Origin of the sequence: Paenibacillus sp. FSL R5-0519, assembly GCF_037974275.1 — a bacterium.
Classification (GTDB): Bacteria; Bacillota; Bacilli; order Paenibacillales; family Paenibacillaceae; genus Paenibacillus.
This window is the reverse complement of sequence record NZ_CP150234.1, coordinates 6,228,760-6,249,463: the sequence shown is the minus strand read 5'-3', so window position 1 is coordinate 6,249,463 and position 20,704 is coordinate 6,228,760. Positions and strand designations below refer to the sequence as shown.

General features: G+C 46.2%; 17 protein-coding genes and 2 rRNA genes. 14 read left to right on the top strand and 5 right to left on the bottom strand.

Features of this window, described 5'->3' with window-relative positions; all coding sequences use genetic code 11:
* Nucleotides 1-17: 17 nt before the first annotated feature.
* Nucleotides 18-755 (bottom strand): WecB/TagA/CpsF family glycosyltransferase, encoded by a 738-nt coding sequence (locus tag MKY73_RS28100; RefSeq protein WP_339304705.1) that lies wholly within the window; start codon nt 753-755, stop codon nt 18-20.
* Nucleotides 756-1,015: 260 nt separating this feature from the next.
* Between MKY73_RS28100 and MKY73_RS28095 the strand changes: the two genes are divergently transcribed.
* Together MKY73_RS28095 and MKY73_RS28090 are read left to right on the top strand one after the other, a co-directional pair.
* Nucleotides 1,016-1,465: an SRPBCC family protein gene (locus MKY73_RS28095; RefSeq protein WP_339304703.1), complete on the top strand. Its 450-nt coding sequence runs from the start codon at nt 1,016-1,018 to the stop codon at nt 1,463-1,465.
* Between the two features lie 180 nt (nt 1,466-1,645).
* Nucleotides 1,646-3,175, top strand: coding sequence for a PAS domain-containing protein (locus tag MKY73_RS28090; protein ID WP_339304701.1), 1,530 nt, complete (start codon nt 1,646-1,648; stop codon nt 3,173-3,175).
* A 142-nt stretch (nt 3,176-3,317) separates the two neighbouring features.
* Here MKY73_RS28090 and pyk read toward each other — a convergent pair whose 3' ends face one another.
* Nucleotides 3,318-4,733, bottom strand: a complete 1,416-nt coding sequence (pyk, locus tag MKY73_RS28085; RefSeq protein WP_339239141.1) for a pyruvate kinase — start codon at nt 4,731-4,733, stop codon at nt 3,318-3,320.
* A 112-nt stretch (nt 4,734-4,845) separates the two neighbouring features.
* Here pyk and MKY73_RS28080 point away from each other — a divergent pair, with 112 nt between their 5' ends.
* Nucleotides 4,846-5,625: an AraC family transcriptional regulator gene (locus MKY73_RS28080; RefSeq protein WP_339304699.1), complete on the top strand. Its 780-nt coding sequence runs from the start codon at nt 4,846-4,848 to the stop codon at nt 5,623-5,625.
* Between the two features lie 132 nt (nt 5,626-5,757).
* Here the strand turns inward: MKY73_RS28080 and MKY73_RS28075 are convergent, their stop codons facing one another.
* Nucleotides 5,758-6,429: a phosphatase PAP2 family protein gene (locus MKY73_RS28075; RefSeq protein WP_339304697.1), complete on the bottom strand. Its 672-nt coding sequence runs from the start codon at nt 6,427-6,429 to the stop codon at nt 5,758-5,760.
* 307 nt (nt 6,430-6,736) lie between these two features.
* On the opposite strand from MKY73_RS28075, the gene MKY73_RS28070 reads away from it, so the two are divergent.
* From MKY73_RS28070 to MKY73_RS28055, 4 genes are all read left to right on the top strand, one after another.
* On the top strand, nt 6,737-7,525 hold the full coding sequence (locus tag MKY73_RS28070; protein ID WP_339304695.1) for a CPBP family intramembrane glutamic endopeptidase: 789 nt from the start codon (nt 6,737-6,739) through the stop codon (nt 7,523-7,525).
* A gap of 140 nt (nt 7,526-7,665) precedes the next feature.
* Nucleotides 7,666-7,902 (top strand): hypothetical protein, encoded by a 237-nt coding sequence (locus tag MKY73_RS28065; RefSeq protein WP_339258395.1) that lies wholly within the window; start codon nt 7,666-7,668, stop codon nt 7,900-7,902.
* A 395-nt stretch (nt 7,903-8,297) separates the two neighbouring features.
* The gene (locus MKY73_RS28060) at nt 8,298-8,498 is read left to right on the top strand and encodes a cold-shock protein (protein WP_024633772.1); all 201 of its coding nucleotides are present in this window, start codon (nt 8,298-8,300) and stop codon (nt 8,496-8,498) included.
* Nucleotides 8,499-8,686: 188 nt separating this feature from the next.
* Nucleotides 8,687-8,914, top strand: coding sequence for a cold-shock protein (locus MKY73_RS28055; RefSeq protein ID WP_017691121.1), 228 nt, complete (start codon nt 8,687-8,689; stop codon nt 8,912-8,914).
* Nucleotides 8,915-9,157: 243 nt separating this feature from the next.
* On the opposite strand, the gene MKY73_RS28050 is transcribed toward MKY73_RS28055, so the two are convergent.
* Entirely contained in the window at nt 9,158-9,496 is a 339-nt protein-coding gene (locus MKY73_RS28050) for a hypothetical protein (protein ID WP_339239146.1), read from the bottom strand.
* Nucleotides 9,497-9,660: 164 nt separating this feature from the next.
* On the opposite strand from MKY73_RS28050, the gene MKY73_RS28045 reads away from it, so the two are divergent.
* On the top strand, nt 9,661-10,395 hold the full coding sequence (locus MKY73_RS28045; protein ID WP_339304693.1) for a methyltransferase domain-containing protein: 735 nt from the start codon (nt 9,661-9,663) through the stop codon (nt 10,393-10,395).
* 59 nt (nt 10,396-10,454) lie between these two features.
* Here MKY73_RS28045 and MKY73_RS28040 read toward each other — a convergent pair whose 3' ends face one another.
* The gene (locus tag MKY73_RS28040) at nt 10,455-11,099 is read right to left on the bottom strand and encodes a GntR family transcriptional regulator (RefSeq protein WP_339304691.1); all 645 of its coding nucleotides are present in this window, start codon (nt 11,097-11,099) and stop codon (nt 10,455-10,457) included.
* A 328-nt stretch (nt 11,100-11,427) separates the two neighbouring features.
* Between MKY73_RS28040 and MKY73_RS28035 the strand changes: the two genes are divergently transcribed.
* The 6 genes from MKY73_RS28035 to MKY73_RS28010 all read left to right on the top strand — a co-directional run bounded on the left by MKY73_RS28035 (nt 11,428) and on the right by MKY73_RS28010 (nt 20,664).
* Nucleotides 11,428-12,249, top strand: a complete 822-nt coding sequence (locus tag MKY73_RS28035; protein WP_339304689.1) for a transporter substrate-binding domain-containing protein — start codon at nt 11,428-11,430, stop codon at nt 12,247-12,249.
* Nucleotides 12,250-12,272: 23 nt separating this feature from the next.
* Complete coding sequence (locus MKY73_RS28030; RefSeq protein ID WP_339304687.1) at nt 12,273-12,929, top strand: amino acid ABC transporter permease; 657 nt, start codon at nt 12,273-12,275, stop codon at nt 12,927-12,929.
* 142 nt (nt 12,930-13,071) lie between these two features.
* A complete protein-coding gene (locus tag MKY73_RS28025) occupies nt 13,072-14,292 on the top strand; it encodes an ornithine--oxo-acid transaminase (protein WP_339304685.1) in 1,221 nt (406 codons plus the stop codon).
* A complete protein-coding gene (gene rocF / locus MKY73_RS28020; RefSeq protein WP_339304683.1) occupies nt 14,282-15,256 on the top strand; it encodes an arginase in 975 nt (324 codons plus the stop codon). The genes MKY73_RS28025 and rocF overlap by 11 nt, the downstream gene beginning before the upstream one ends.
* A gap of 614 nt (nt 15,257-15,870) precedes the next feature.
* Nucleotides 15,871-17,422 (top strand): 16S ribosomal RNA (locus tag MKY73_RS28015).
* Nucleotides 17,423-17,737: 315 nt separating this feature from the next.
* Nucleotides 17,738-20,664: ribosomal RNA gene (locus MKY73_RS28010) — 23S ribosomal RNA — on the top strand.
* Together the 16S and 23S rRNA genes form the textbook arrangement of a ribosomal RNA operon.
* The last annotated feature ends 40 nt before the right edge of the window (nt 20,665-20,704 follow it).

Sequence of the window (20,704 nt, the reverse complement as noted above, 5' to 3'; positions counted from 1 at the left end):
CTTCTACTCATCTCATATTATCTAGGTTCTTTGAACAATAATGCCCGTACAGCAAAACGGGGTAAAATGAGTTGCCTGCGCCATCTTGAAGGTTGACTGAGAAGGCGATAGAGCCATTCCAGGTTAAGCTTCTGCCATATCGCAGGGGCACGTTTGGTTTTGCCAGCGAGGATATCGAGACTGCCTCCAACACCTATGGCTACACGAGCGTTCAATTGATGGCGATACTTGTTAATCCAGTGTTCTGCATGGGGGGCGCCAAGAGCAACGATAAGAAAGTCTGGTTGAGCAGTACGAATCTCTTCCACAATCTGTTGTTCCTCATCTGCCTGGAAAAAACCATGGTGTCTGCCTTTTACGACAACTCCCGGATAACGCTGCGCAATGACTTTCACGGCCTGTTCACTTACGCTTTCCTCTGCTCCTAGCATATAGAATGACCAGTGTTTTTGATCGCCTTCCTCCAATAAACGAAACAGCAGATCACAGCCGGTTACCCGTTCAGTCAATTGTCCGCCCCGCAAACGGGATACCATCACAATGCCAGTACCGTCAGCTGTAACCAACCCGGCTTGATCGACGACTTGGCGAAGATAGGCATTCTTCTGACAGGACATCACAATCTCGGGATTGCCTGTGATGACATGGAATAGTTCATTTCTTTCCTGACCTACGACTTCACCTAGGATTGCAACAGTTTGATTCATCGTTACATTGGGAAAAGGGATACCCATGATATTCGTTGATTGGCTCATGTTTCAAGTCCTTTCTGCATCCTATTACCTTGAACAACACCTGTTATTTCATTCCAGTTTAGTATATCTGATCTTCTGGAAAAGGACTATATATGGGCGAAACCCGTTTTAGTAATGATATAAAAATTCCATGGGTGATAAATATCTTTATCCATATGACCTGTTGTCGCGTTTTTACAATACGGCCTTTGGGGTATAACGGTAGGATAGGAGTGCGAGGTGGGTAGATCGCGTGTCCAATACTTAAAGGGAGTGAGTCCATGGAGCTGAAATATGAATTCTATATCAATGCAGGACTTGAAGATGTGTGGAATGCTCTGATATCACCAGACGGCACACGGAACAGCTTTTTCGGTAGTGAACTTCGCACCAATTTTCAACCAGGTCAGCCATTTGCTTATGTAGGCCCGGGTAATGATGGTACGGAGACTGTACATGTGTACGGAGATATCTTGGAATTTGAACCGTTGTCCAGACTAAGTTATCAGGAGCATCCTGGACCGTCGTACCATGCCAATCATGCCGAGCTTCAATCCAGAGTGGTCTTCCAGTTGGAGACTACGGGGGAGTGTACAAAGCTGACATTGATTAATGATCAATTTACAGATAACCATCCTTCCTTTGCGAATGCACAGAGCAGCTGGTGGATGATTCTAAGCAGCATCAAAACATGGGTGGAAACGGGGAAAACATTGAATTTTGGCTGGTAGCTGGTATGAGACATCATTTGAGATTAATTCTCATAAAAAAATAAAAGCAATCTAATATAAGAACCGGTGCTGATTAAGCAATGGTTCTTGTTTTTTTATACAAATTTAAGACTATTGCTCTACATTTAATGTCTGATAATGTCGAAATATATATCATATGACCTAAGAGGAGAAATGAAGATGTTTCGTAAACGTACTGAATCTACCAAACCAATTCGTATAGATGCACATCAAAAGTTACTGGAGTATAGTCGTAAACTCGTAGCAAATGCAGAAAAGGGCGATTATGACGCCTGGATTGAAGATGGCCTTGAATTTCAGGATACCGATGAAATAGCTAGTAACATCAAAAAAGCAGTACATATGATGAAAGCACAAAACGAAGCCGTGGAAATGCGTCTTAGAATGCTGAATCAGGCAATGAATGTGGGATTATGGGAATCTGAAATTGTTGCAGGTGATCCGCTGGATAGCAATAATAACGTCTCATTTTCCGATGAATTCCGCCAAATGTTAGGATTCCATAATGCCAAGGATTATCCCGATTCATTTGCAAGTTGGGCGAAATCGATATACCCGGATGACAGACCTCAGCTGGTGCAAGAGATAATGAACCATGTGAATGACACTGGAGCAACGACTGCGTATAACGTTATCAGCCGTATGATTACCAAAAGTGGAGAACTTCGCTGGTTCCGATGTCTTGGACATGTCATCCGAAATCAGGCTGGAGTTCCGATCAAACTGCTGGGCATCATGTTCGACATTCATGAGGAGAAGAGCAAGTCGGATGAGCTAGAAGCACTCGTCACCCGATATGATCTTGTTAACCGCGCTTTGGTGGAGGCACCGTGGGATATGACCGTCGTGGCTGGAGATGTGGTGAATCCGAATAATGAATTTTGGTGGTCACCCCAGTTCCGTAGAGAATTAGGGTTTAAAGACGAGCAGGATTTCCCGAATGTGTTCAGCAGCTGGAGCAGCAGACTTCATCCGGAAGACCATGATCGGACGATCAACGAATTCGCCAGACATATGAACGATTACAGTGGTCGTACACCGTACGATCTGGATTATCGTTTGCAGCGCAAGGACGGGGAGTATCGATGGTATCACGCAGGTGGGGAGACCATTAGGGATCAGGATGGAGTACCGCTCCGTGTAGCCGGAACCATTCGAGATGTAACCCATGAGAAGAATAAGGAACAGATCGTGGAAGCCATGAATCTGAAAACCAAACAATTATCCGAGTCCATTGGCGAGATGGTACGTGGAATCAACTCGATCACCGATCAGGCACAGGATCTGGTTACTGCACAGGAGTTATCTGCCGATGCAGCCATTCAAGTGAAAAGCAGTGCAGATGATACGAAGAATATCACCGTGTTTATTCGAGAGATTGCCAGTCAGACTAATCTCCTGGGATTGAATGCAGCGATTGAAGCTGCACGTGCGGGAGAGCTGGGACTGGGATTTGGCGTCGTTGCGGGGGAAGTCCGGAAACTGGCTGATCACAGTTCTGAGGCCACAGTCAATATCGAAGACAGCATGCAGAAGATGAAAACACTGATTGATCAGATTCTTGAGCATATCGGTAATATGTCTACTTTAACGCAAAATCAGGCTGCCCTGACACAACAGGTGAATGCTTCAATGGATGAGATCAACACCATGTCACAGGATCTGGTTGATTACTCGCGGAATCTATAATTTCGAAGCCGTTTGTTGTAACATCACGATCATTGGCACACATCATCAACACAAAAATCCACCGAGATGCATTTCTGCTCTCGGTGGATTTTTGTATTTCAATCTATAGCTAAGATGTATAGCTTCAGTTTCAGCTATTGAATTAAACTTGTTGAACTTTGATCAGGTTGGTATTACCGGATTGACCGATTGGAACACCTGCGGACAATACAATGATGTCGCCTTTTTCGATGTAACCTGTTTTGATTGCGTTACGTGTAGCGGACTCGAACATTTCATCCGTAGTGGTTACTTTGTCGCCCATAACCGGAATGACACCGGAGAGCAGGCAGATTTTTGCCAATACTTCTTCATGTTGTGTAACTGCGATGATTGGTGCTTTTGGACGATATTTGGAGATCATGCGTGCTGTAAATCCACTCTCAGTTGAAGTAATGATTGCTTTTGCATTCAGTACGAGGGAAGAGCTTACTGCGCCCTGACTGATAACTTCAGTAATATCAGCGATCTGTTGAGCCGATTTTTGTGCGAATTGCTCTTTGTAATCGATCATTGTTTCAGCACGGCGTGCAACTGCAGCCATCGTGCGCACGGATTGTACCGGATATTTACCAGCAGCCGATTCACCGGACAACATCACAACGTCAGCACCTTGAAGTACAGCGTTAGCTACGTCACTTACCTCGGAACGAGTAGGGCGTGGGTTCACTTGCATGGACTCCAGCATGTGTGTAGCTACGATAACCGGTTTACCAGCGCGGTTACATTTGTCGATCATTTCTTTTTGCATCATTGGCACGTCTTCGATCGGTACTTCAACCCCGAGATCTCCACGAGCTACCATGATACCGTCAGATGCTTCAATAATATCGTCCAGGTTCGTCATACCTTCCTGGTTTTCAATTTTGGAGATGATCTGTACGTGCTCTACACCGCGTTCTTTCAAAATGCTGCGGATTTCACGGATGTCGTCGCCTTTACGAACAAAGGATGCTGCGATAATTTCGATATCGTTTTCAATCCCAAATCCGATGTGCATAACGTCACGCTCGGTTACACCTGGCAATGTCGTTTTGATTCCTGGCAAGTTAACTCCTTTGCGTGGTTTGAGAATGCCGCCACTGATGATTTTACAATGAATATCGGATCCTTCCACAGACAGTACAGTCAGATCTACGAGACCATCATCGATGAGGATACGATCGCCAGGTTTCACAACGAGGTTCAGTTCCGGATAGTTTACCGAGATACGCTCAGCGTCACCGAGAATTTCTTCGGTAGTCAGGATCAGCTCTTTACCTGCTTGCAGATGGCAAGATGCTTCTTTCAGTTTGCCAATACGTACTTCCGGTCCTTTGATGTCCATCATGATCGGTACATAGGTGTTCAGTTCGGAAGCTGCTTTGCGGATATTGTTAATCCGTGTAACGTGATCTTCCAGTTCGCCATGAGCCATGTTCAGACGAGCAACAGTCATACCTTCCTGAATCATTACTTTCAACAATTCGATTGAGTCACAAGCAGGTCCCATGGTACAAATAATTTTTGTTTTTAACATGCTAATTTCCTCCTCATATTTAAGCTTATATGTGTATTGTAGCGTTTTCTGTCGAATCAGGGTATGAACTATAGTACAATGATTAGAGTATAGTCCGATAATGAGGTGTGTTATGTTCACTCCACTTGAAGTACGACATATTAACGGTGTTGGTTGGTACGAAGAAGCTGTGCAATCTCAACAAACCTGGCGGCTTAGCTTGGTTACTTATGGAAAATGTGTATATTGGGTGAACGGTGATAAACAGATCATGGAAAAGGGGGAATTGCTCCTCATTCCAGGTGGTGTCCCATATTACGGCAAGAGTATTCCAACAGTAACGCACACACAGATTGTAATTCAATTGCAACGAAATCATACAGAAACATTGCCTGCGCTCGAACGGTATGAGGCTTTGCGCCATAAACCTGGATGTTACGAACTGATCCATCAACGCATGAGCGCAATTTATCAACAATGGCAGGAACGTCCGTCTTATTATGTCATGATGAGTCAAGCCTTATTGATGGAAGTGTTGATTTATATAAACAGGGAGTTAGATCGGGGAGTCATTCCGCCGGAGAGACATAATCATGTTGAACGGATGAAGCGGTATATTGAGCGGCATTATCGGGAGAAAGTGACAAAGGAAGAACTCGGGGACGAGATCAATAAGACTCCCAATTATGCTGCTGCATTATTCAAAAGCATGACGAATCAGACCATCAGTCAGTATGTCCATGATCAACGGATGAAACGAGCCATATACCTGCTCACGGAGTCACAACTCTCCATTCAGGAAATTGCCGAATTTCTCGGCTACCGGGACCTGTCTTATTTTTACCGCATATTTAAGCGTATAACGGGAAGTCCACCATCCGATCTGCTCCATGAACGCCCGCCTATAATATGAAACGTGTAGCCCAACCCTAATAAGTTCTTCTATATAAGAAGGTTTATTAAATGAGTACAAAAAAAGAGGGCTCAGGCCCTCTTTTGCTGTATAACAGGATTATCATCCCACCTGCTACATATATAGATGCTGTTAAACATGACTGCTTGAATTAGATGCTGTGAGTGATTGCTTGCCCTTTTTTCGTGCCTGCACAAGACGAAGAGCAAAGACATGTACAGTCCAATACGCGGCCTCTGCAAATAAAATGCCTCCGGCGATGTCCAGCAAAGAATGCTGCTTTACAAACACCGTTGAAGCAATAATCAACCACAGCCACACTGACCAAGAGATGCGTGCCAAAGGTTTGAAGTTCAAGTGTCTGTTAATCATAATAAACAGCAAGTAGCTGGTCAGAACGTGAACACTTGGGAAACAATTGAAGGGCGCATCATTCGAATAGATAAACTGTACTAACACGCTGCTCAGATCCAATCCACCTATCTCCGGGCGTGGGACATGAGTAGGGAACACCGCAAAACAGACATTGGCAGCCATAACCCCAATATTATAGGTAATCAACGTACGCCAGAATAGTGATTTGTTCGTCAGACCCAGATAGAGAAATCCGAGATACAGAATGGGCATCCAGCTAATGTATGGATAAATAAATTCTTTGATAAAAGGAATCTGTGTGTCAATCCAAGCATAATTGTAGAATACATCACTACCCGTGTTGCTACCTAAAAAAACGTAAATTGAGCCTTGGAGCGGTATGCACAGAATAGCCAGTAAATGTCCCCAGCGCTGAAAGAATGCTCTCATAGTATCCCCCTGATTTCATTATGCATTGTGAAACTATCGGTTAATGGATGCTTCATAGATATATGACGTTGAAGAGTCGCAGCACCCCTGCAGCTTTAAACTCTTGTAATACTATAATGGACAGATGAAGGTATAAGCCATACCTGATTTTAGGGGAAATGCAGTCAGGATAAGTCTCTTTTTTGTTACTTTTATATTTTTATCCATGATAGGAATATTCATTGTGCTCGTGATATGTTACAACAATATTGGCATATATGTTCATATGAACACGAAAAAAAGCAAATGAAATGAGGTAGGCAAATGTATGGTTAACCCGCAATCCGAGCCAAAACATTCCTTTTCTGAGCGAAAACCTGTGCTCACCGTCGTGATTATTGAACTACTTCTCCTGTTAGCCGTATTTGCTGCAGGGGCCATTGCGACGATAAAACAACTCGACTACACTTCTCCCGTGCTCATTTCCTTTACACCTATTGCAATTGTGCTGATGATCTATCTGACGTTAAGGCGCAAGTGGGGAGAGACCGGATTTCGATCTTTGCGAAGTATCCCAGCTGGGCATGCAAAGTATTATATTCCACTACTCCTTGTTCTGGTAACAATTTCTCTGAAAGGATTTGGAGAGCTGAGCTTGTCACGGGTGGTCTTTTTTATCTATTTTACCTTGCTCGTGGCTTTTGTTGAAGAAACGATCTATCGAGGGCTTATTTTTAAAACATTGCTTCGAAAAAGTGCAGTTGCCGCAGTCGTTACCTCCAGCATCTTATTTTCAATTACACATTTGCTGAATGCATTGTCAGGTCAAAATATGACGGATACGATCATGCAATTGGTCTATGCACTGCTTCTGGGAGCGGCACTGGCATTATTAATGCTGAAGAACGGAAATATCGTACCGCTTATTTTGTTTCATTTCATACATAATCTGATTCAATTCCTCGGGAATGACCTGGAGGACACAGGAACACTTCCCTATGATCTGTTCATACTGGCAGTACTGATTGCATATTGTGCCTGGTTAGTATGGAGCAATCGAACCCATTCGACCATTCCATCCAATACGAGTGAGCAGGACAATACGGTTGTTCATTAAAGGTATTGCTTGGAAGTGGTTATCTTGCAGTTTCCCGTCAGCAGTGGGATCATGTTATACTTCAGTCTGGCGGGAAGACAGATATGTTCATGATACATGGTCTGCTATCCGTACATTAGGTTCAGACAGTAGGTGATATAGTGGAGAAGACAGCACAAGGCGTAGCAGAATGGATGGTACAGGAGATTAAATTCACAGGAACACTTCATCAGGAAGCTGCCATAGAATATGTGAAGACCCATTTTGGCGAAGAGTTTGTTTTTGTGAACGAGAACGGCAATGCATCCTTGTCCAAGGAAGTGAAGAAGGCCTTCCGTAAGCTTCATCGTGGGCAGATCGCCTGGGATCGGGATGCATTTATGTGGGCATGGACCTAATGTGTTAAACTGTAATGATATGATTCATTGAATGTGTTGGATATGCATGTCAGAATATTATATAAAAAATGTATAAGATGGATTAGATCTGCATATCCTTTCATAAGACCGTACTCAAGTGACCAGTCACATAAGCGTGATAAACCCTGTTGCCACGCGAGTTAATAACATGTATTTCCAAAGCTGTTTGAAAAGAAAATACAAAGATTTGCTTTTTGGCTGAAATGGAGTTATAATAAAAACAAGTTGTAGAGAGTGGAAAACCTAATTCATATATTGTAAAGGGCGATCACTTATAGGTTTATGACTGGTACCTTTTTCAATGTGTGAATTTTTATTTGCTTGCTGCAAAGAACAAAGGAACATGTTAATCTTTATTTGGAGGTGTAATTCACATGCAAAACGGAACAGTAAAATGGTTCAACGCTGATAAAGGCTTCGGTTTCATCGAAGTTGAAGGCGGAGAAGATGTATTCGTACACTTCAGCGCTATTACAGGCGAAGGCTTCAAAACGCTGGACGAAGGTCAACGCGTGCAATTTAAAATTGTACAAGGAAACCGTGGTCCTCAAGCAGAAGAAGTTGTAAAACTGTAATTAAAGCATAGCTGCCTTTAACATGTTATAATGGTAAAGGCAGCTTCTTTTTTTTGATTAGTTATATAAAAGTCGACCCAATAGTTGTCGAGGCAGAAGTTCGGTGGTACGTAAAACTTCCGCTAAGTGTAGGCTTCTGTGAAATAACGTCGGTTAGATGTTTTTCCATAACAAAGGGGGTAGAAGTCATGTATAATCGCAAAAAACCGTTGGAAGAGATTCCACAAGCTGATGCGGCAATCTGGGAATGTACGAGTGATACGTGCAAAGGATGGATGCGGGACAATTTTGCGTTTGATAACGTACCTACTTGTCCGATATGTGCTTCTGAGATGGTCAGCACGACTAGGATGCTACCATTGCTTGAGAATTCGAATAGTAATCTAAAAACGATGCCTAAAGGAAATCGGATTTAACATAGCTTACCCGCCTCTAACGAGGTGTTTTTTTTTAAGATCAAACAGACACCCTCTGCGAAGGTAAGGGTATTAAATATGAAGTTCCCGGCATTCGTTTTAGCGAATGCCTTTTTTTGTCTCTTCATTTACAGAAAGTATACTGTAATTGACGTGTATCGTATGAAAAAGATAAAGACCCTTTTTGCTATAAGCAAAAAGGGCCTTTGTTATGCTACAAATTTACCATGATCAGATTTGAGTTTAGATGAACAGGAATGGCAGCAGGAACAGTGTTGCTACCAGAGCCAGTTCGATCCCTGCTCCATAGCCATAACCCCGACCGTATCCATATGGACCGTATGCCGAGGATTTAACTTTCTTTGATGCAACAGCGTTTTTCTTGCTACCTTTTACCAACTGCTGTTTGGACTTGACTGAACATAGCCGTGGTCCCTCGAAACATCCGTTCAAATAAACTTTGCCATCACGACATTGGCTAAGTGTACCATACATATGCTTACCGTCTTTCATAACAAGACAAACGGAACGTCCAACGTGCGGAGAAACCGTTTCTTCACATACCCGATTAATTCTGTACATGCAAATCCTCCTCATTAGATGCGGTTGCCGCTTGAATTCAACGGTTTGTATATCATAGTAGAGCGAAGAGGAATTGGTATGGACGAGTACCCGGAAAATCGAATAGGGAGGAGCCGTTTTTAAGTCTGTTCCATACACTGGGAGGAGTGAGGAGGGGATGTTGCGTGGATTATCATGACATGCTGGCTCGTTTAGGGGAAGGGAGTGCCCATCCTGGAGGATTTTTGGCAACACTGAAGTTGCTTGATAGCTTATCTCTGCCATTGGGTAGTCATATTCTTGAGGTAGGATGTGGCACTGGGAGGACTGCGTGTTACCTGGCTAAAAGTGGCTATCAAGTAACAGCCATTGATCTTCATCGCAATATGTTGGATAAGGCAGTTCGGCGAGCAAGACGAGAGCGAGTGGATGTTCGATTTATTCAGGCTGATGTAACATCGTTGCCTTTCCCGGAAAACCATTTTGATATGGTATTTGTGGAGTCGGTTACGATCTTTACCCCATGGCGGAGTGCACTTAATGAGTATAGAAGAGTGTTGAAGCCCGCTGGACTTTTGGTAGATCGGGAGATGGTTCTATCCGGCAAGAAGACCGAATTGATGTTTCGCAGACTAAAGCAATTTTACGGTATACGAACCTTGGTAACGGCGATAACATGGAGAAAACGCCTAAAACAGTGTGGCTTCACTAAGGTAGAGGTCAAAGAACATTCACGTTCTATGGGAAAATGGGGCGTAGATCATGATCCACATCGTGAGATCGATATGAATTGGTTCGAGGATGAACAAATGCAGCGAATGAGCCAGACCAATGATCGGTTGCTCGCGAAATACGGCAAAGAGTTGGGGTATGCCGTTTTTCAGGCCAGAGCACCCTTGGAGATCGAAAAGGAAAAATAGGAAAAAGGCAACTCTACAATAGTTGTGGGTTGCCTTTGGTTTGTTACAGACAGAACGTACTACAGCATATCGTTATCGATAATCCGCCAGTGGTGTTTGAGCAGGGCTTCCAGGTGGTTCTTATCTTTGGCTCGAAAAGCACTTAAAATTTGTCGGTGCTCTTCATTAACTTCGACCAGTACCTCAGATAGCTTTGGTTTATTATCACTAACATACGACTGCCGGATGAAGCTGTTCTTCAATGTGTTTAACATCTCGATGACTGTGGCGTTACCACATCGCTGAATGTACAGGTTATGAAACTGATATTGGTTCTTGTTGTAGGCTGCAAGGTCGAGCTGGCTGATATCTTCATCCATTCGGACAACGAGAGTTTCCATTTCCAAAAGTTCAGAGGGTCTGAGATGGTCTGCTGCAAGTGTGGCAGCAAGTGCCTCCAGCACACCAATCGCTTGGGAAAACTCCAGTTTTTTGCCTGCATCAAAAGGAGTGACAATAAATCCCCTGCGTGGGATGTATTGCAGCAGATTGTCTGAAGCCAGCTGGAAAAGGGCCTCCCGAGTAGGTGTCCGACTGATGTCCAGCTTTTTGCATATTTCAGCCTCGTTGATCTTCTGGTTGGGAAGCAGCGTTCCGTCCTGAATCTTCTGGGCAATGTAATCGTATACGTGATCTTTCAAGGACCGGTATTTGGGTACCTCCATACCGAATCCTCCTTTCTATGTAAAGTTAATAATTAGATGGGTGTGAGGCCGTGCTGGGTGCGCCGTTCAGGAGTTTCAAGTTTTAATCATCTTAACACCGAGGGGGAAGTTGGGCAAGCAAACTTCATATTTCAGGGGATGTAAGTGCCGTGTTATATATAGCACATTTTATGGAATTAAAGCGTATAAATGTTTAAATAATGATTGTGATAACTCAGAATGTTTGTTAGTATTACTTACATATAAGTCCATATATTGTCTTATGTATATTGTATACAAATTTATCATTATGCTACTCAGTCTAAAAAAAAGAATAGGGGTATGCTGTGTGAGAAAAGTATTGTTGCCAATGATGCTGTTGTTAATCGTTGTAATCATGTCCGCATGTGGTCAGGAAAAAACGACAGGAACCGGATCAGATGTTACTTCGACTTCGGGCAGTAACTCTGAGGAAAAGGAAGTAATTGTACTTGGAACCAGTGCGGACTATGCACCCTATGAATTTCATAAGAAAATTGATGGTAAAGATACTATCGTAGGTTTTGACATCGAGATTGCCAAGGCAATTGCGGCTGATCTGGGAGCCGAGCTGAAGATTGAGGACATGGACTTTGATGGCCTTCTTATGGCTCTCGGTACAGATAAGGTTGATTTTGTAATATCAGGCTTAACCCCTAGCGAGGAACGAAAGAAGAACGTTGATTTTACGGATATCTACTTTTATGCAGAGCAGGCTGTCCTTGTTAGAGAAGGGGAAGATACGGCATTAAAGTCCATAGATGATCTATCAGGCAAGCAGGTTGGCGTACAAAAGAGTTCCATTCAGGAAGGCATCGCTCAGGAAATAGAGGGAGCAAAGCTCACTTCTCTGGCCAAAATACCTGAACTGATTCTGGAGTTGCAGACGGGGCGCGTAGACGCACTCATCCTGGAGAAGCCGGTAGCTGAACAGTATGTGAAGAACCAGGAGGGGCTTGTTGTTGCGGGTGTGGAGATTGAACAGGCAGAAGATGAGGGTGGTTCGGCCATCGCGGTGAAGAAGGGTAATCAGAAGCTGCTGGATCAGATCAACACTACATTGGAAAAGCTCAAAACGAATGGAGATATTGAACGTTTCGTCGTTGAAGCGAATGAGATGCTGGGTGAATAAACCGGACGAGTGAGGGATATGCCGTGAATTTAGATTTTTCCTTTCTATTAGATCATTGGCAGGATTATGCACGAAGCGCGTGGGTTACGCTTGAGCTTTCCTTCTTCGGTGTTCTGTTTGGGACGTTGCTTGGTGTGATCATGGCATTAATGCGATTATCCCGAATATGGCCAGTTAAATTGGTGGCTTCGGCGTATATTGAACTCATTCGAGGCACGCCGATGCTGGTACAGATTCTTATTATCCATTATGGTCTGACAGTTGTAGGTGTGAACCTGCCGGCATTTATGTCGGGGGTGGTAGCTCTGACGATGAATAGTTCGGCTTATATGGCGGAGGTATTCAGGGCCGGGATTCAAGCGATTGATAAAGGGCAGATAGAGGCTTCGCGCTCCCTTGGCATGACGCATGGTATGACACTTCGCTATATTATACTTCCACAGGCCTTTCGTAACATGCTTCCAGCTATCGGTAATGAATTCATTATTATCATTAAAGATTCTTCGCTTGTCTCCATGATCGGCATAGCTGAAATTATATACACAGCCAGAACGATTCAGGGTGTTACGTTCCAGCCGCTTGCTCCGCTGCTTGTTGCTGCTGGCCTCTACTTTATAATCACATTTACACTGGCCAACTTGCTCTCTTGGTTGGAACGTAGACTGTCTGCTTCCCGATAACTATTGATGGAGGATTCGGTTCGAAGAAAGGCTGGGAGTAGGCTGCTGTGGAAATAGTGGGATATAGTCGTAAATGGTGGTGGTATCGCATACATTGATATTGTATTTTGTATACAGTATTTTGGAAAGGTGTTGGGTATGTATGTCAGATTCCAAAATGTTAATAGATTGGTCGGAGCGTTATGCTGCACCTAATTATCATCCACTCCCTATTGTGATTGAACAGGCGGCAGGGGTATGGGTGGAAGACCCAGAAGGCCGCCGTTATATGGATATGTTGAGTGCATACTCTGCATTGAATCATGGTCACAGACACCCTGTAATCATACAGGCGCTCAAGGATCAGGCGGATCGGGTTACGCTGACATCACGGGCATTCCACAGCAGCTCAGCTTCTCTATTTTATCAGAAACTCTCACAATTCACGGGGAAATCCAAGATTCTCGCCATGAATACAGGAGCGGAAGCGGTGGAGACTGCGGTAAAGGCGGTACGTAGATGGGCTTATCGTTGCAAGGGTGTACCGGAGAATCAAGCCGAAATTATCGTATGCTCTGGTAACTTTCATGGAAGAACTCTGACGGTTACGTCATTTTCTTCTTCAGCGGAGTATAAAAAAGATTTTGGACCGTTCACACCTGGATTCCGGATTATTCCCTATGGAGATATTGAGGCGCTGAAAAAGGCCATTACGCCAAATACGGCTGGTTTTCTTGTAGAGCCTATTCAGGGCGAAGCTGGAATCGTTATCCCGCCTGATGGATATTTGGCTGAAGCCTTTGCTCTGTGTAAGAACCAGAAGGTGTTGACTGTGGCTGATGAGATCCAGACCGGATTTGGAAGAACGGGTCGCCGTTTTGCCTCCGACTGGGAAGGGGTTGAGCCGGACATCTGGGTTATGGGCAAAGCGCTAGGGGGAGGGGTCATGCCCATCTCGGCTATTGCTGCTGATGCGGAGATACTGGATTTGTTTGAGCCCGGGTCTCATGGTTCTACATTTGGGGGTAACCCACTCGCCTGCGCCGTGGCTATTGCGGCTCTGAATGTTCTTGAAGATGAGAAGCTTGCGGAGCGATCGGAGCGTCTGGGGAAGTATTTTATGAAAAAGCTTCGTGATATTCGCAGTTCGGCCATCCGGGACATCCGGGGTAAGGGTTTATTTATTGGTGTTGAACTGCATGAATCAGCACGACCTTATTGTGAGCGATTGATGTCTGCGGGTCTACTGTGTAAAGAAACCCATGAAACAACCATTCGTTTTGCTCCACCGCTGACAATTGAAGAGCCCGAAATTGATTGGGCGCTGGAGAGAATTGAGCAGGTTCTGATCGATAATGAAGGAGCTGACATACATGAAAAATGATGATGATGTCTATGGTGGCATAAAAGATACTTCTATTGTTGCGGATAATACGGATCAGGAAACTGCGCGGCGTAATGTAACCATCATTAAGGTTCCTTTTGGACTCGGGGGAGCAAGAGGCGGCGCGGAATTGGGGCCGGATGAATTGATTACAGCTGGACTGAAGAGGGAGATCACGAGTCTTGGGCTAGTTCTTTCCAAAGAAGTACGAGTAGATTGTCCTTCCGAACCGGCTACCCCTACTGAGCGGAATCGTGTAAAACACTTGAATGAGGTACGTCAGGTTAGTGAGAAGGTGTGTCATGAAGTATCGACTGCGGTAGAAGAGGGGGGCTTTCCCCTTGTACTTGGTGGAGATCATAGTGTGGCGATTGGCACTTTGGCCGGATTAACAGCCCACTATTCCAATTTGGGTGTGATCTGGTTTGATGCACATGCAGACTTGAATACGGAAGAACGCAGCTTATCCGGTAATATGCATGGGATGAGTGTGGCTGCTTCCTTGGGGCATACTGCATACAATCTGTCGCACATTGTTGGAGCAGGCACGTTTATTGATCCGTCCAAATTGGTCTATATTGGTCTACGTGATCTGGATGAGTATGAGAAAGAGCAGATTAAAGGATTGGGAATCCAAGCATTTACGATGCATGATATTGACCGTATGGGAATACAACAGGTTATTGAACAAGCGATAGCTACAGTGGGGAAAGGGACAGATGGTATTCATGTCAGCTTTGACATGGATTGTCTGGACCCGTGGGAAGCTCCGGGTGTAGGCACCCCAGTACCGGGTGGCTTGAATTATCGAGAGGCACATTACGCATTGGAGATACTTGCTTCCACCAATCAAGTTACGTCGATGGAGCTGGTTGAGGTGAATCCGTTGTTTGACCACAATAGACATACGGCAAGACTTGGTGTAGAACTAATCGCTTCTCTGCTGGGTAAGCGGATATTATAGGGACTAAGAAGCGAAGCGGAGTGTGTAAGCAGTGCCTAAGAAATGAGTTTCTTATTTATATAGAAGGAAAAGAAAGCTTGGATCTCCGAAAACCAGGGCTATCCACAATCAATTGTCCACTGCATCACAGTGGAAGTGGCTTCCCTGGTTATGTTTAATGGATGAGTACATTAGAATCAGCCTAATGAGGATGTTGAGAGTTATCTCTATAGTACAAGTGCGTCAAATTACATATGGTGCCGATGTTGTAGGTGATTATCATTTTTCAAAAAAGACTTGCAATGTAAAACTGTATATGATATATTCTAATTCCGGCCAAGAAAACACGAGATACACGGTGCGGCAAGCGAATGAAATGAGCTTCGAAAGAAACTTAAAAAAAAGAGCTTGCAAAGTTGGTTCGGACATGATATTATATAAGAGTTGCTGAAGAGAATGACATTCGGTAACAAAACAAGTTTGATCTTTGAAAACTGAACAACGAGTGAGTAAACATTCTGCTTGCAGAATGAACGCGAAAGTTCGAAACAAGCCTTGGCTTGGATCGACTGGAGCACAAATGAGATTTTTAATCTCGTCAGATTCAAAATGAGCTTATCGCTCTTTTCAATACTTTATTGGAGAGTTTGATCCTGGCTCAGGACGAACGCTGGCGGCATGCCTAATACATGCAAGTCGAGCGGAGTTGATAAGAAGCTTGCTTCTTTGAGACTTAGCGGCGGACGGGTGAGTAACACGTAGGCAACCTGCCCTCAAGTTTGGGACAACTACCGGAAACGGTAGCTAATACCGAATAGTTGTTTTCTTCGCCTGAAGGAAACTGGAAAGACGGAGCAATCTGTCACTTGGGGATGGGCCTGCGGCGCATTAGCTAGTTGGTGGGGTAACGGCTCACCAAGGCGACGATGCGTAGCCGACCTGAGAGGGTGATCGGCCACACTGGGACTGAGACACGGCCCAGACTCCTACGGGAGGCAGCAGTAGGGAATCTTCCGCAATGGGCGAAAGCCTGACGGAGCAATGCCGCGTGAGTGATGAAGGTTTTCGGATCGTAAAGCTCTGTTGCCAGGGAAGAACGCTTGGGAGAGTAACTGCTCTCAAGGTGACGGTACCTGAGAAGAAAGCCCCGGCTAACTACGTGCCAGCAGCCGCGGTAATACGTAGGGGGCAAGCGTTGTCCGGAATTATTGGGCGTAAAGCGCGCGCAGGCGGTCATTTAAGTCTGGTGTTTAATCCCGGGGCTCAACCCCGGATCGCACTGGAAACTGGGTGACTTGAGTGCAGAAGAGGAGAGTGGAATTCCACGTGTAGCGGTGAAATGCGTAGATATGTGGAGGAACACCAGTGGCGAAGGCGACTCTCTGGGCTGTAACTGACGCTGAGGCGCGAAAGCGTGGGGAGCAAACAGGATTAGATACCCTGGTAGTCCACGCCGTAAACGATGAGTGCTAGGTGTTAGGGGTTTCGATACCCTTGGTGCCGAAGTTAACACATTAAGCACTCCGCCTGGGGAGTACGGTCGCAAGACTGAAACTCAAAGGAATTGACGGGGACCCGCACAAGCAGTGGAGTATGTGGTTTAATTCGAAGCAACGCGAAGAACCTTACCAGGTCTTGACATCCCTCTGACCGGTACAGAGATGTACCTTTCCTTCGGGACAGAGGAGACAGGTGGTGCATGGTTGTCGTCAGCTCGTGTCGTGAGATGTTGGGTTAAGTCCCGCAACGAGCGCAACCCTTGATCTTAGTTGCCAGCATTTCGGATGGGCACTCTAAGGTGACTGCCGGTGACAAACCGGAGGAAGGTGGGGATGACGTCAAATCATCATGCCCCTTATGACCTGGGCTACACACGTACTACAATGGCCGGTACAACGGGCTGTGAAGCCGCGAGGTGGAACGAATCCTAAAAAGCCGGTCTCAGTTCGGATTGCAGGCTGCAACTCGCCTGCATGAAGTCGGAATTGCTAGTAATCGCGGATCAGCATGCCGCGGTGAATACGTTCCCGGGTCTTGTACACACCGCCCGTCACACCACGAGAGTTTATAACACCCGAAGTCGGTGGGGTAACCGCAAGGAGCCAGCCGCCGAAGGTGGGATAGATGATTGGGGTGAAGTCGTAACAAGGTAGCCGTATCGGAAGGTGCGGCTGGATCACCTCCTTTCTATGGAGAATCGTTTCCTGTAACGGAAACATTCAAATAAGCAGCTTAGCTGCAAACTTACTCACTCGTTGCTCAGTTTTGAGAGCTCAAACTCTCAAACAGCTTGCTTTTGCATGGAGCTTGTTCTTTGAAAACTAGATATCGAAACGAAAGTAAATGCGAATTAGAACATTCCTTTTTAGCTGAACTTGTGTATAACAAGTTTCAATAAAAACGGTAGTTAATTGCTGTTGCGATGGTATCGAGTGGGAGCGACTTTTGGCTTTGGACGCAGTCCAAAACAAGGGAAGCGAGCGATCGAAACCGGAGCAATTTGGTTAAGCTACTAAGAGCACACGGAGGATGCCTAGGCGCTAGGAGCCGATGAAGGACGTGGCGAACAACGAAACTGCCTCGGGGAGCTGTAAGCAAGCTTTGATCCGGGGGTGTCCGAATGGGGAAACCCAGCTGGGGTAATTTCCAGTTACTCACAACTGAATACATAGGTTGTGTAGAGGCATACCAGGGGAACTGAAACATCTAAGTACCCTGAGGAAGAGAAAACAATAGTGATTCCGTCAGTAGCGGCGAGCGAACGCGGAGAAGCCCAAACCAGAGAGCTTGCTCTTTGGGGTTGTGGGACGTCTCACATGGAGTTACAAAGGAACCGGTTAAGCGAAGAGGTCTGGAAAGGCCCGCCAAAGAAGGTAAAAGCCCTGTAATTGAAAGTCTGTTCCCTCCGAGACGGATCCCGAGTAGTGCGGGGCACGTGAAACCCCGTATGAATCCGGCAGGACCATCTGCCAAGGCTAAATACTTCCTAGCGACCGATAGTGAAGCAGTACCGTGAGGGAAAGGTGAAAAGCACCCCGGAAGGGGAGTGAAATAGAACCTGAAACCGTGTGCTTACAAAAAGTCAGAGCCCGTTTTAGGGGTGATGGCGTGCCTTTTGTAGAATGAACCGGCGAGTTACGTTCCCGTGCAAGGTTAAGGTGAAGAGCCGGAGCCGCAGCGAAAGCGAGTCTGAATAGGGCGACATAGTACGTGGACGTAGACCCGAAACCGGGTGATCTACCCCTGTCCAGGGTGAAGGTGCGGTAACACGCACTGGAGGCCCGAACCCACGCACGTTGAAAAGTGCGGGGATGAGGTGGGGGTAGCGGAGAAATTCCAATCGAACTCGGAGATAGCTGGTTCTCCCCGAAATAGCTTTAGGGCTAGCCTCGGAAAACAGAGTCGTGGAGGTAGAGCACTGATTGGGTGCGGGGCCCGCAAGGGTTACCAAGCTCAGTCAAACTCCGAATGCCATAGACTTACTTCCGGGAGTCAGACAGTGAGTGCTAAGATCCATTGTCAAAAGGGAAACAGCCCAGACCATCAGCTAAGGTCCCCAAGTGTGTGTTAAGTGGGAAAGGATGTGGAGTTGCACAGACAACCAGGATGTTGGCTTAGAAGCAGCCACCATTGAAAGAGTGCGTAATAGCTCACTGGTCGAGTGACTCTGCGCCGAAAATGTAACGGGGCTAAACACACCACCGAAGCTATGGCTTGATGCTTGCATCAGGGGTAGGGGAGCGTTGTATAAGGGTTGAAGGTGTACCGTAAGGAGCGCTGGACATTATACAAGTGAGAATGCCGGTATGAGTAACGAAAAGATCAGTGAGAATCTGATCCGCCGAAAGCCTAAGGGTTCCTGAGGAAGGCTCGTCCGCTCAGGGTAAGTCGGGACCTAAGGCGAGGCCGAAAGGCGTAGTCGAAGGACAACAGGTCGAAATTCCTGTACCACCGTAAGCCGTTATGAGCAATGGGGGGACGCAGTAGGGTAGTGACGCGGACTGATGGATGTCCGTCTAAGCAGTAAGGCTGATGTGTAGGCAAATCCGCACATCATAAGGCTGAGCTGTGATGGGGAGCGAAAATTGTAGTAGCGAAGGTCATGATCTCACACTGCCAAGAAAAGCCTCTAGCCAGGTGAAGGTGCCCGTACCGCAAACCGACACAGGTAGGCGAGAAGAGTATTCTAAGGCGCGCGGAAGAACTCTCGTTAAGGAACTCGGCAAAATGACCCCGTAACTTCGGGAGAAGGGGTGCCCCGGTAGTGTGAATAGCACGAGGGGGCCGCAGTGAAAAGGCCCAAGCGACTGTTTAGCAAAAACACAGGTCTGTGCGAAGCCGTAAGGCGAAGTATACGGGCTGACGCCTGCCCGGTGCTGGAAGGTTAAGGGGAGTGGTTAGGGAGCAATCCCGAAGCTGTGAACCGAAGCCCCAGTAAACGGCGGCCGTAACTATAACGGTCCTAAGGTAGCGAAATTCCTTGTCAGGTAAATTCTGACCCGCACGAATGGCGTAACGACTTGGGCGCTGTCTCAACGAGAGATCCGGTGAAATTTTAATACCTGTGAAGATGCAGGTTACCCGCGACAAGACGGAAAGACCCCATGGAGCTTTACTGCAGCTTGATATTGAATTTGGGTACGATCTGTACAGGATAGGTGGGAGCCTTTGAAGCGGGAGCGCAAGCTTCCGTGGAGGCAACGTTGGGATACCACCCTGATCGTATCTAGGTTCTAACCTGGTACCGTAATCCGGTGCGGGGACAGTGTCAGGTGGGCAGTTTGACTGGGGCGGTCGCCTCCTAAAGAGTAACGGAGGCGCCCAAAGGTTCCCTCAGAATGGTTGGAAATCATTCGAAGAGTGCAAAGGCATAAGGGAGCTTGACTGCGAGACCTACAAGTCGAGCAGGGACGAAAGTCGGGCTTAGTGATCCGGTGGTACCGCATGGAAGGGCCATCGCTCAACGGATAAAAGCTACCCTGGGGATAACAGGCTTATCTCCCCCAAGAGTCCACATCGACGGGGAGGTTTGGCACCTCGATGTCGGCTCATCGCATCCTGGGGCTGAAGTAGGTCCCAAGGGTTGGGCTGTTCGCCCATTAAAGCGGTACGCGAGCTGGGTTCAGAACGTCGTGAGACAGTTCGGTCCCTATCTGTCGTGGGCGTAGGAAATTTGAGAGGAGCTGTCCTTAGTACGAGAGGACCGGGATGGACGTACCGCTGGTGTACCAGTTGTTCCGCCAGGAGCACCGCTGGGTAGCTATGTACGGACGGGATAAACGCTGAAAGCATCTAAGCGTGAAGCCCCCCTCAAGATGAGATTTCCCAGTATGTAAGACCCCTTGAAGACGACGAGGTAGATAGGCTGGGGGTGGAAGTGCAGCAATGCATGGAGCTGACCAGTACTAATCGGTCGAGGGCTTATCCAATAGCAAGTGATAATTCGCATGTTTCGTTTCGAATCTAGTT